Consider the following 12925-nt stretch of genomic DNA (forward strand, 5'->3'; position numbering starts at 1 on the left):
ACGGATCGGTGCATCCAGCCTCGCAATTCTGTCAGGAAATTTTGAGATGAAGGGCGGGGTAACATTCAAGCGGTTTCTGTAACCAACACCATCAGTGTTTGTAACTGGCCTAATACGGTGTCCAGTCCGGGCACTGGATTGCCGGTCAGTGGACTGGCCGCTGGTACGAATACGAAAGTGGTGCTTCGAACAGCGCAACTTGTCGCGTATCGGTAACGCTTGACACTCCTTGACGCTATTAGATTGGATTTCATGCGATGTTCGAGGTCCGTGAGAGCGGATCAGACGAATCGCGAGTAGACCAAAGTCATGAATAAAAATCACTATCGGCTGGTATTCAGCCGCGTGCGGGGTATGTTGATTGCCGTCGAAGAAACCGCTTGTGCGTCAGGTAACGCAGGGCGGGGCGAAATCGGTTTCGCCATTCGCGTGCCGTATACATTCGCAAGATTCGCGCTTCGGCAGATGGCACTCGCGGCACTGGTTGCAGTCGGTGTGATGCCGATATGGGCGAATGCCCAGATTGTCGGGGGCGGGGCCCATTCCCCGTCCGTGATCCAGACACAAAACGGTATTCCGCAAGTCAATATCAATCGCCCGGGATCGTCGGGCGTATCGATGAATACCTACAATCAGTTCGACGTATCCAAACCTGGGGCGATTCTCAACAACTCGCCGGTTGTGGTTCAGACTCAGCTTGGCGGCCTCATCAACGGCAACCCCAATTTTCAGCCAGGCGATGCCGCGCGCCTCATCGTCAATCAGGTCAACAGCAACAACCCTTCTTTTATTCGTGGTCCCATCGAAATTGGTGGCGCACGGGCGCAGCTCGTGATCGCCAATCAAGCGGGGCTGGTGGTCGACGGTGGCGCCTTCATCAATACGAGCCGCGCCACGCTGACAACAGGCCAGCCCTATTTCGGACCAGATGGCTCGCTTGCCGGATTCAATGTCAATCAAGGGTTGATTTCAGTTGTTGGTGCAGGCCTGAATGCATCGAACATCGATCAGGTGGATCTGATTTCTCGTGCGGTGCAGGCCAATGCCAAGATCTACGGGAAGAATCTGAATGTCGTCGCGGGATCGAACCAGGTCGACTACAACTCGCTGAACGCGACTCCGATCGCAGGCAATGGCGCCGCGCCAGCCATCGCGATCGATGTCAGCCAGCTTGGTGGCATGTACGCGAACAGGGTGTTTCTCGTTAGTTCAGAAAATGGCGTGGGTGTCGCAAACGCCGGCAACATCGCTGCGCAAGCCGGTGACTTGACGCTACAAGCGAATGGCCGCCTCGTTTTGTCGGGCCAGACGAATGCCAGCGGCAATATGTCGTTGTCGGCTTCCGGCGGCATCCAGAACAGCGGGACGACCTACGGCAAGCAGTCCGTTACGGTCGATACCGGAGCGGCCGATCTGACGAACAGCGGCACGTTGACCGCCCAGCAGAATCTGACGGCCAACGTCGGCAGCCTCAACTCGACGGGTACGCTCGGCGCAGGCATCAATGCCGACAGCACGATCGGGTCGAGTGGCGACCTGAGCGTCACGGGCGCCGGACAGGTTGCCGCGACGGGCCGGAACAACGCGGGCGGCAACGCCAGCTTTGCCGGCGGCGGCGTCGATCTGTCGAATAGCGCAACGGCTGCCAACGGAAATCTCGCGCTGACCGCGACGGCGGGCGATGTGAACCTGACCGGCTCGACCGCCAGCGCCAAGGGTACTGTGAATGCCCAGGCGAGCGGCACGATCGTCAATGATCGAGGCAATCTGTCCAGTGGCGCGGGCATGACCCTGAGCGGCGGCAACCTGTCGAATCAGGGCGGCCGCGCGGGCTCGCAAGGGCCGCTGTCCGTGCAGATGGCCGGAACCGTTTCGAACCGGAACGGCGCACTGATTTCGCAAAGCGCCGCTGACGTTCACGGCGGGGCGATCCAGAACAATGCAGGGCTTATTCAGAGCGCGGGCAGGCAAACGATTGCGGGTGCGTCGGTCGACAATAGCGCGGGCCGGCTGATTTCCCTGAACGCGGACGGTCTGTCCGTGACGGCAACGGGTGCAGTCACGAACGCGCCCGGTACGACGGCAGGCGGCGATCCAGGCGGCGTGATCGGCGGCAAGGGCGACGTGACGGTGCAAGGTGCGAGCGTGACGAACAGCGGCACGATCGGGGCCGATGCGAACCTGCACGTGACGGGCCAGCGTGTCGACAACAGCAGTGGCACGCTGCACGCTGGACAGACAGCGACGGTCGACGCGGGCAATCATTTCGCGAATACGAATGGCCGGGTCGAAGGGCAAAGCGCCGTGCTGAACGGCACGACGCTGGACAACAGCCTCGGTAGCGTCAATGCCGCTCACGTCTCGCTTACCGGTTCGACTTTGTTGAACCACGGGGGACGGTCACACAAACCGGCACCGGCCCGATGACGGTCGCGATCACCGATACGCTCGACAATTCGAACAATGGCCTGATCCAGACGCGCAGCACCGATCTATCGCTCACGCCCGCAGCCCTGATCAACGACAACGGCGGCACGATCACGCACGTCGGCACCGGAACGCTGACCGTCGGCAACGCCTCGGGCACCGTCAGCAATAAGGCGGGCACGATTGCCAGTAACGGCCAAACCGTCCTGCAAGGCAAGACGATCGACAACTCGGCTGGTTCTGCGTCCGGTCAAACGGGTCTGAGCGTCAACGCCACTGACTCGATCACGAATACGAGCGGCAAGCTTGCGTCGAACGCTAACGTCGACGTGACCACAGGCGGCGCGCTGATTAACGACGGGGGTGAACTCGGCTCGAAGACCGCGGCGACAACGATTCGCAGTGCCTCACTGTCGAACCTCGACGGCAAGATCGTCTCCCCCACGTTGACGGCAACCGTCGCCGGCTTGATCGACAACAGCCAGAACGGCGACATCGAAGCCAATCAGCTTTCGTTGACCGCCGCGAACCTGAAAAACCAGGGCGGCCACATTTCGCAATGGCAGAGCGGCCCGACGACACTTGCCGTTTCCGGCACGCTGGACAATTCGAATGGCGGCGTCATCCAGACCAACAGCACCGACCTGACGCTCGCACCGGCCGAACTGGACAACTCGAAAGGCACCATCACGCACGGCGGCGCCGGCACGCTGACGCTCGCACCGGGCAACGGCGCGGGGGCCTTGAAAAATATCGGCGGCACGATCGGTACCAACGGGCAGGCCATCGTGAAGGCCGGCAGTTTGGACAACGGTAGCGGGGCCATCGCCGCCAAACTGGGTCTGTCGGCCGCGATCGCCGGGGCGATGAACAATGCTCAGGGCCTGATGCGCTCGAACGCGGCGCTGTCGATCATCAGCAACGGGGCGCTGTCGAACCAGCAAGGGCACATCGAGGCGGGCACGGCCGGCGACACGAGCACGTTGTCGATTCAGGCCGCGTCGATCGACAACACCGATGGCGCGGTGCACGGCTTCGGCACGGGCAAGATGACCGTGCAAGGCGGCAACCAGATCGTGAACAGCCACGCGGGCGGTGTCGATGGCATGGGGCAGATTGCCGGTCAGGGCGACGTGACGATCGGTGCGGCTTCGATCTCGAACACGCAGGGCGGCCAGTTGATGGGTGCGAACCTCCGCGTTCAGGGCAATCGCCTCGACAACTCGGGAGGGCAGGTCGGTAACGTCGCGAATGCCACGGGCGACGTGAACGTCGCGATGTCGGATGCGGTGACGAATACTAATGGGTCGATCACCTCGACGCGTGATCTATCGGTAGCGGCTTCCACGCTGCTCGGCGGCGGCACGTACAGTGCGGCGCGCGACGCGGCGATCAATCTGCAAGGCGACTTCACGACTACGCCGCAAACGCAGTTCAACATGGGTCGCGACCTGACTTTTACGTTGCCGGGCACATTCGCCAACAGCGCCAACCTGCAATCGGTCCACAACCTGACGGTCAACGCCGGAAACATCGTCAACACGGGGGCGATCACCGCCGGTAATCTGCTGAGCACCCATTCTGGCGACCTGACGAACTATGGTGCGATGGTCGGCGGCAGCGTCGGCATTCAGGCGAGCAGCACGGTGTCGAACCTCGGACCCGTCGCTTTGATCGGCGCATCGGACACGTCGGGCCTGCTCGAAATCCTTGCGCACGACATCGAGAACCGCGACGACACGACGTTGGGCGATTCGATGCCGACTGCGACGATCTTCGGGCTCGGCAAAGTGGTTTTGGCGGGCGGCAAGGATGCAAACGGCAACTATACGAACGCGGCGTTGATCAACAATTCGTCGGCGGCGATCCAGTCGGGCGGTGCGATGGAACTGCATGCCGACAAGGTCACGAACACGCGACGCGTGATGCAGACTTCGGGTTATACGGACCAGGTCGACCCGGCGCTGCTGCAACAGCTCGGCATCAGTATGTCCGGATGCGCTGCTTACTACATCGCGGCCTGTAGCGGTCACGACGTGCACTGGATCAACTTGTTCCACGATCCGAATTTCCCTGATTACGATCCCGCGCCCATCATCGCCGCGCTCAAATTGCAGCCGGGCGGGGTCTTCACGGTACCGCCGAACGGCGGGCAGTGGAACAGCGGTTATCAGTACACGACCTATGAGGGCAAGGCCGTCGCCAACACGGTGACGAATCTGAGCCCGGGCGCGCAGATCGCGTCCGGAGGCGATCTCGACGCATCGACGGTCAAGACGTTCCAGAACTACTGGAGCAGCGTGACGGCGGTCGGCAACATCAAGCAGCCCGTGAACCTCGATATGGACGGCTGGGGCGCGACGGGGCAGCAGGCGCCCGGCGTGACGGTCACCTATTCCGGGTACTACCACTACAACAACTACGACAATACGGAACACAACTGGACCTTGCCGTTCGGCGACAAGCCGTTCGTCGGCGGCCCGGGTGGTTATACGCAGGCAGCGCCAGCCGACGTGAAGAAGTACGGTCTGCCGGACTACCGTTCGACCTGGGGCGCGACCGGTACGATCTCGGGCAATGGTGTCAGCGTGAACAACACGGCGGCCAACGCGACGATTCCGTCGCTGGGGCTGTTGCCCGGTCAGGCGGTGCCGGGACTGACGATCGGGACGGTGAGCGGTAACGCAAGCGGCACGCAATCGGGATCCGCCGCGATCAAGGGCGGTACGCCCACTTGGGTCGATCCGGTGATCGCGAGCGCGACCGCCGTGAACGTGTTGAACAACCTGACGATTCCGCAAGGCGGCCTGTACCGGCCGAATCCTGCTCCGGACCCGACATACCTCATCGAGACGAACCCCGCGTTCACTCGAATGAACAATTTCCTGTCGAGCGACTATTACCTGAACCAGATCGGCGTGAATCCGCTGACCACCGAAAAGCGTCTCGGAGACGGGTTCTACGAACAGCAGCTCGTGCGCAACCAGGTCACGCAACTGACGGGCAAGGCGGTATTGGGGCCGTATACGGACCTGCAGGGCATGTATCAGTCGCTGATGGCCGCAGGCGCTGAATTGTCGAAGTCGCTGAACTTGCCGCTCGGCATGAGCCTGTCGCCGCAGCAAGTGGCCGCGCTCACGACCAACGTGATCATCATGCAGACCGAGACGGTTGGCGGTCAGCAAGTGCTCGTACCGGTCGTGTATCTGGCGAAAGCCGATCAGCAGAACGCGAATGGCCCGCTGATCACGGCCGGCAATATCGACTTGAAGAATACGCAGGTCTTCACGAACAGCGGCACCGTGAAGGCGGACACGACACTCGCCCTTCAGGGCAAGCAGATCGATAACGCGTTCGGCGCGCTGCAAAGCGGCGGGCTGATGTCGCTGGACACGACGGGCAACGTGGATCTCACGTCGGCCAATGTGAAGGCCGGCAGTCTTGATCTGAACGCAGGCAACAAGCTGATTCTGGATACGGCGACGCAGAAGACGCACCAGGTCAGCCGCGATGGCGCGACGAGCGACAAGACGACGCTCGGCCCTGCTGCGAACCTGAACGTGGCCGGCGACGCGTCGATCAAGACCGGCGGCGATTTCCAGCAGAACGCGGGCAACCTGAATGTCGGCGGGAACCTGACCGCCAATGTCGGCGGCAACTGGACGCTTGGCGTGCAGCAAACCGGCGAACACAAGGTCGTGCAGCGCGCGAACGGGGTGTCGGATACGGACCTCAACAGCGCAACCGGCAGCACGGTGAACGTCGGCGGCAGGTCGGCCATCGGCGTGGGCGGTGACTTGACGGCGCAAGGTGCGCAACTCGACTTCGGCCAGGGCGGCGCGATCGCGGCCAAGGGTAACGTGACCTTCGGTGCGGCGAGCGTCACGTCGACGATCAACGCCAACAGTTCGGGCGACCAAGGGAATCGCAGCTATGCGGAAACCCGGCATGGGTCGGACCAGGCGCTGACCGGCACGACCGTCAAGGGCGGCGATACGCTCAATGTGGTGTCGGGCAAGGACATCAATGTCATCGGCAGCACGATCGATCTGAAGAAGGGTGAGGCGAACCTGCTGGCGGCCGGCGATGTGAACGTCGGGGCGGCTACTGAAACGCATATGTACAACTCGCGTGAGACGCATAGTCGTAGTGGCGTCGTGAGCGGCACGAAGATCGCCAGTTCACAGGACGCGACCTCGACGGTCGCGAACGGCAGCCTGATTTCGGCGGACGGTGTGTCGATCGGCAGCGGCAAGGACATCAACGTTCAAGGTAGTACGGTCGTCGGTACGCACGATGTGGCGCTGAACGCGGCGCACGACGTGAACATAACGACTTCCCAGAACACCAGCCAGTCGTCGACCACTTATCAGGAACAGCACTCGGGCCTGATGTCGGGCGGCGGCCTGTCGTTCTCGGTCGGCAACAGCAAGCTCGCGCAGCAGAATCAATCGTCCAGCGTCACGAACAACGCCAGCACGGTCGGCTCGGTAGACGGCAATCTGACCGTCAACGCGGGCAATACGCTGCACGTACAAGGCAGCGATCTGGTCGCAGGCAAGGACGTGACCGGGACGGCGGCGAATATCGTTGTCGATTCGGCAACCGACACCTCGCACCAGGCGCAGCAGCAGCAGACGAGCAAGAGCGGGCTGACGGTCGGCCTGTCGGGTTCGGTGGGCGACGCGATCAACAATGCGATCAGCGAGACGCAGGCCGCGCGCGAATCGGCGAAGGACAGCAACGGGCGCGCGTCGGCGCTGCATAGCATCGCGGCGGCCGGCGACGTGGCATTCGGCGGCATGGGAGCCAAGGACCTGCTGAACGGAGCGAAGGGGACGCAGGCCCCGAGCATCGGCGTGCAGGTCAGCGTTGGCTCGAGCCATAGTTCGATGCAGTCGTCGGAAGACCAGACGATTCAGCGGGGCTCCAGCATCAATGCAGGCGGCAACGCGAAGCTGATTGCGACGGGCAACGGTACGCCGAAGGACGGCAACATCACGATCGCGGGCTCGAACGTGAACGCCGCCAACGTGGCGCTGATCGCGAACAACCAGGTCAATCTCGTCAACACGACCGATACCGACAAGACGCAGAGTTCGAATTCGTCGTCGGGATCGAGTGTCGGCGTGTCGATCGGCACGAACGGTGTCGGCGTGTCCGCATCGATGCAGCGTGCGCACGGCGACGGGAATTCGGACGCGGCGATCCAGAACAACACGCACATCAACGCCAGCCAGACCGCGACCATCGTGAGCGGCGGCGACACGAACGTGATCGGCGCGAACGTGAACGCGAACAAGGTTGTGGTGGATGTGGGCGGCAACCTGAACGTCGCGAGCGTCCAGGATACGACCTCGAGCGCCGCGCATCAGTCGAGCGCGGGCGGCGGCGTCACGATCAGTCAGGCGGGCGGCGTCGGCGGGAGTTTCAGTGCGCAGAACGGCCACGCGGACGGCAACTATGCGGGTGTGACCGAGCAGGCCGGCATCCAGGCGGGTGCGGGCGGATTCGACGTGACCGTGAAGGGCAATACCGATCTGAAGGGCGCGTATATCGGCAGCACGGCCGATCCGTCGAAGAACAGTCTGACGACTGGCACGTTGACGACAAGCGACATCGAGAACCACTCGCACTACAGCGCGAACAGTGCGGGCTTTAGCGCCGGTGCATCAGTCGGACCGAGCAACAAGGCCGTGGGTCCGTCTTCTGTATCGGGCTCAGGTGGCGTCACGCCGATGGTGTTCCAGAACGACAGCGGCGACCAGAGCGCGACGACGAAGAGCGCGGTAAGTGCAGGCACGATCAACATCACGAAGCCGGGCGAGCAGACGCAGGATCTCGCCAACCTGAATCGCGATGCGACGAATCTGAACGGGACCGTTTCGAAGACGCCCGATGTGCAAAAGACGTTGTCGCAGCAGGCCGATACGATGAATGCGGCGCAGGCGGCAGGGCAGACGGTTTCGCAGGGGATCGGCTTGTATGCCGACCACAAGCGCGATGCGGCGCTGGACGCGGCCAAGGCGGCGTATGACAACGGCGATCTGGCGGGCGCACAGGCGGCGCTGAACGAGGCCAAGGGTTGGATGGAAGGCGGTGCGTCGCGCGCGGAACTGCAGATTGGCGGCGGTGCGCTGATCGGCGGCCTCGGTGGCGGAAGTGCGCTCACGGCGATCGGTGGTGCCGCGGGTGCCGGTATGTCGTCGCTGCTGGCAGGACAAGCAGAGAAGATCAGCAAGTCGGTCGGCGATTCGACCGGCTCTTCACTGGTCGGTAATATTGCCGCGAACGTCGCGGCGACGGTTGGTGGCGCATTGGTCGGCGGTAGCGCGGGCGCGTCGATGGCGTCGAATGTGCAGCTTTACAATGCGGGTAACGATTCGGGCAACCAGCAGTCAAACGACGTTTTCGCATCGTTGTCGAAGAAGGTTGCCCAAGCTATCGTCATGACATCGGATGCCAAGGCGGGTGCTTGGAACGGAATGGTCAACTTCGCGGGGGTGATCGTCAACCTTCCGAACGGCGGGCCGTTTGCCACGCCGGGCGATCCGGGCTATGTCTCGCTTGACGGGCTGAAGAAGCCGTACAAGTCGGGGACGTCGGTTGGTCCTGACGCGGAGTTCTGGACGCCTATCTTGGCGACGCTGGGTCTTGGTGGCAAAGCTGCAGTCGGGACTGAAACGGAAACCGCAGTCGTAAGCAACGCAACCAAGCCGATCGTTGAGACACCTAGCCAAGCTATTTCTATTGTCTCCACGAATGTCTCCCAAGGAGGGAAAGTTGCAACCCCTCCGAGTTCTGCGGCTCCCAATTTTTCTGGCTCAGGACCTGTTCCGGGTGTCATTGCAATCACCGACAATACATCGGTGGGCGCATTGCGAAACTACAACCCATCGGGGGCGGCGTGGAATTTGTTTTTGATCCAACAACTAACACATTTGCCGTTGGAAAGCCCAAGGCGGGCTTGTTTGATGGGTCCCCACATCAACAATTGGTTCAATCAATTGGGGCAAATGATAAAAATATCGTAGGGGGGACATTTAGTCGTGCTCCAGACGGATCAATCGTCACAACCGAGAATAGTGGCCATTATGGTCAAAACTGGACGCCTCAAATCTGGGATCAATTTCAACGATGGCTCTCGGATCGAGTTGGCGTTCCTGTCAATCACCAACCTTGGGGCGGAAAATGAAAGTAGAACTGCTTTCTCCTTCAGTTCTTGATGAATCGCCGATCTGGCTTGTGTGCATTGGAAATGTTCGACTTGGCATCAATTGCAATCGTCAATGGTGCATTGATGTCAATGGGAAAGAAAGGCTCGTGCTAACACCAGATGATACGATGCCTATACTACCTTTGCTTGAGGTGAGAAGGGAGCGTTTTTTTGAGCATTTAAATTTGTTTGAGTCGGAGCGGGGAAGTTCTCTTGGTATGGCTGAATCATTTCCAACGTCGCTCTTGCTTCGATTTGCATTTGAGTCGTCATTTTCTGAGTATTGGCCTCTCAAGGCTCTGGATTGGATTGACGGTGAGCAGGCGATCGACCCTAAGGTGAGGGAGAGTCTCCGTAGAATGTCCGAGCAGAGATGGGTGACGCAAAAGCTCAAGCAACTCGTAAAAAAGAAGATTGGAAAGATAAAGGCGGATTGATGTGAGAAAATATTCGATGAAATGTTGAAATTTTATCTGATTTCAATTGCGGATGCTTGAGCGAAAATTTTTTTTAGGGGGCTTTCGGTTTCGTGACTTTTGGTAATCGAGTGGGATTTCAATTTTTTGTGGATGTGACGCAAGCTAGAGCCGCTTCTCAGGCCGAGGAATCATTCCCTCTATGCGAGAATGTGCGGAATCAATTGATTGAGGTGTTGATGCGGATTTGTGGCCAGTACTATATCGATAACGGGGAGTGTTTCCTGTCTATTCCCGTCAAATCAAAAAAATAATTAAATGAAAACGACCAGGCGGCTGGCGGTTTTGCCAATCACTACTCTGATCACGCTAGCGCAACGACCGTCTATATACCGTAAGAGATACAGGTGATGAAGCTTGAGACTGAAGGAAGGCAGGTGATTCATGAGCCAAAGGAATTTCAAGTGAAGAGAGTGATTAAGTCACTGAAAAGCTATGGATCTTCCTCGTACGCGTCATTAACTGATGCGGAGGGGGGCTACGTGCAGGTTGCTGGTGGTGGTGCATCGTGCATGATCGAACGATATGATTTTGCCCAGAAAAAACGCTTCCGTGCTTTTCATGGTAACCCAAGTGCTGTCCGTCCAGATGGGACGATATTATCCTTTCGCGCGGGAAATATTCCGATGAAATCTGATGAGTGGTTCATGTCTGGAAAGGTGGAGGAGGTGTTTGTCGCGTTTCTGAATGGTGCAGAGCTGCCTGCGGATGTCCACTGGAGAGATGCTCCGGGATTTTAGTATTCGTATCGTCGATTTTTTGAGATCGGCATTAAAATTTAACTCAAACGATGAAGACGCCTACTCGGTTTGCGGTCTTGCCACTCACTGCCTTGATCGCGCTTACCGCGCAGGCACAACAGGTCCCCACTCCGAACGACCAGACCGCCGCCGCCTGCGCCAATGCTGAGCAGAACCAGCAGGTGCGGCAGCGCCGTGAGGCTCAGCAGCGCGACGCCACCTTGCAAGCGCCGGGTGTACGCTCGGACGTGCCGCGCCCGGAAGCCTATCCGGTATTGCCGACCGAGACGCCGTGCTTTCGAATCGATCGTTTCGCGCTCGACGTGCCTGACTCACTACCGGCCGCGTCAAAGGCGCAAGGGGCATCTGCCTTGCCGATGGATCGCTTCGCCTTTGCGCGCGACTGGCTCACGCACTACGCCGGCCAATGCAAGGCGTCGACCTGATCGTAAAGGGACTATCGCAGGCCATCCTCGCACGCGGCTACATCACGACCCGCGTACTCGTGCCCGAGCAGGATTTGTCCACCGGCACATTGAAGCTTGCCCTGATTAATGTGCATCCAATTAAGTGAGTGAAAGGTGGATTATTTTAATGAGGCATTTGGCGGATTTAATCCGGAAAGTGATAGGGATGCAGCGCTAAAATTTAGTCTCTGCGTGTTGGTGCTCGATAGCAGGATGCAGGAGTTGCTTCAGTTGATCGAAGGGGGTAATGATATTGGTGGTGTTGAGGGTGATCCAGGGTGGATTATTGAGCGTCGAGATGAGGGGGGCGGGTATGAAGGGTGGTCAAATGGAGCTGAATTCAGAGCTTTCGTCGATCCAAATGAGTATTCACTTTCTCACCCAGAGTTCTTCGTTGATCGACGGACATTTATTCAGTATGTTGTTGCGCTGATGAAAGTTTATAGACGTCGTCACCATGACGAAACAGATGTGATACGTCGTATCGCGGAGTTGATTGGAATATCTTGAGTCGTCGCGGCGACGGACATGAAGTTTAGTGGGCTGATGGATGACCATTTATCGCAATGGTGCCCGGATTTCCACCGGGAATACTGCTAGTACTGCTGATGCGGTCTGCTATGAAGCTGAGACTGGGAGCCCAGCTGGTGGTGTTTTCCATACTCGGAAAGTGCAAGACTATTCAACGGCGCTGCAAGAATGGTTCGCGTCAAATCTAGATGCTTTGTTCAGCGATCGTTCGGCAGCACAGGGCGATCTGAGAGATCTCCAGGATGCATTGAAAGGAAGGCGATGAGCACATGGAAATATTTTGTTATCGATTTGATGAAGATAGAATCTCTTCGATCGGCTAGAGATGAAGCTGTTGAGGACTGGGGGGAAGATATTCCAACCACACTTCTCTTCGGGAAGTTAGGAAAGAGGGTGGCCGAAAGATTCGATGGATATTCCCTCGAGGATCGTACCTATATCTTCGATACTATCGAGCGTGGTATGAGGTCAGAGAGCGTTGATCTGAAGGCATTCGTTGCAACGGGCCTGCTGGAGTCTCTGTATACGCAAGCTCGTGGGGATAATGCCCTCCTGACGCGTATGGAGGTGCAATTTGGGAGTACGTCAAGAGCGTATTTGAGAGATTGGGGAATGTGGCATCAATCTTAATATTTAGTACTGGAAATACAGAGGCTTAGCTCTCTGGTGAGGATTTTGTTCAGTCGGGTGAGCAGAAAATGGCAGGGTCGGTAACTATTTCTAAAGACGTACGCGTTCCTGTGAGTACGAGTCAGTTCGATTATTTGGTCAGTAGAATCGGTGATCAATTTGACTCGTCCGACATGTGGGTTAAGGATGAGGTTTACCTTCCTATGGAAGAGGAAGGGATGAACTTTATCTCAACGAAATCGTTGAATTCTAACGGGCTGTCAATTTTTCTGACGGCTGTGATGCGGGCTAGAGCCGCTTCTCAGGCTGAGGATTCATTTCCCCTATACGAGAATGTATGGAATCAATTGGTTGAGAAGTTGCGGCAGGATGCACGGCTCGGAGTTTCGGGGAATTGATTTAAATCTCGACCATGATGAGGCATTGATGCGAGTCGAT

At 58.5% G+C, this 12925-nt stretch carries 6 protein-coding genes and 2 pseudogenes; all 8 read left to right on the top strand.

The features are described from left to right. Positions 1-309: 309 nt before the first annotated feature. Positions 310-8814, top strand: a pseudogene (locus BBJ41_RS30250) (hemagglutinin repeat-containing protein); the annotation flags it as partial. Positions 8815-9334: 520 nt separating this feature from the next. After that, the gene (locus BBJ41_RS42140; protein ID WP_167362226.1) at positions 9335-9622 is read left to right on the top strand and encodes a polymorphic toxin type 43 domain-containing protein; all 288 of its coding nucleotides are present in this window, start codon (positions 9335-9337) and stop codon (positions 9620-9622) included. Beyond that, positions 9619-10080 carry a hypothetical protein gene (locus BBJ41_RS40775; protein ID WP_156814904.1) on the top strand — a complete coding sequence of 154 codons (462 nt, stop codon included), beginning with the start codon at positions 9619-9621 and terminating at the stop codon, positions 10078-10080. The genes BBJ41_RS42140 and BBJ41_RS40775 overlap by 4 nt, the downstream gene beginning before the upstream one ends. A gap of 389 nt (positions 10081-10469) precedes the next feature. Next, a complete protein-coding gene (locus BBJ41_RS39795; RefSeq protein ID WP_083282018.1) occupies positions 10470-10859 on the top strand; it encodes a hypothetical protein in 390 nt (129 codons plus the stop codon). A 50-nt stretch (positions 10860-10909) separates the two neighbouring features. Further along, a pseudogene (locus BBJ41_RS30260) lies at positions 10910-11412 on the top strand (POTRA domain-containing protein); the annotation flags it as partial. 28 nt (positions 11413-11440) lie between these two features. Then, positions 11441-11836: a hypothetical protein gene (locus tag BBJ41_RS40780; protein WP_156814905.1), complete on the top strand. Its 396-nt coding sequence runs from the start codon at positions 11441-11443 to the stop codon at positions 11834-11836. 282 nt (positions 11837-12118) lie between these two features. After that, positions 12119-12487: a hypothetical protein gene (locus BBJ41_RS30270; RefSeq protein WP_069749843.1), complete on the top strand. Its 369-nt coding sequence runs from the start codon at positions 12119-12121 to the stop codon at positions 12485-12487. 68 nt (positions 12488-12555) lie between these two features. After that, positions 12556-12885, top strand: a complete 330-nt coding sequence (locus BBJ41_RS41960; protein WP_265736952.1) for a hypothetical protein — start codon at positions 12556-12558, stop codon at positions 12883-12885. Positions 12886-12925: the final 40 nt, after the last annotated feature.

This window comes from Burkholderia stabilis (genome assembly GCF_001742165.1).
Classification (GTDB): Bacteria; Pseudomonadota; Gammaproteobacteria; order Burkholderiales; family Burkholderiaceae; genus Burkholderia; species Burkholderia stabilis.

What these genes read in the sequence shown, in the direction of transcription:
- BBJ41_RS41960 (WP_265736952.1), top strand. Translation starts at nt 12,556, where the DNA reads ATGGCAGGGTCGGTAACTATTTCTAAAGACGTACGCGTTCCTGTGAGT.
- BBJ41_RS40775 (WP_156814904.1), top strand. Translation starts at nt 9,619, where the DNA reads ATGAAAGTAGAACTGCTTTCTCCTTCAGTTCTTGATGAATCGCCGATC.
- BBJ41_RS30270 (WP_069749843.1), top strand. Translation starts at nt 12,119, where the DNA reads ATGAGCACATGGAAATATTTTGTTATCGATTTGATGAAGATAGAATCT.
- BBJ41_RS39795 (WP_083282018.1), top strand. Translation starts at nt 10,470, where the DNA reads ATGAAGCTTGAGACTGAAGGAAGGCAGGTGATTCATGAGCCAAAGGAA.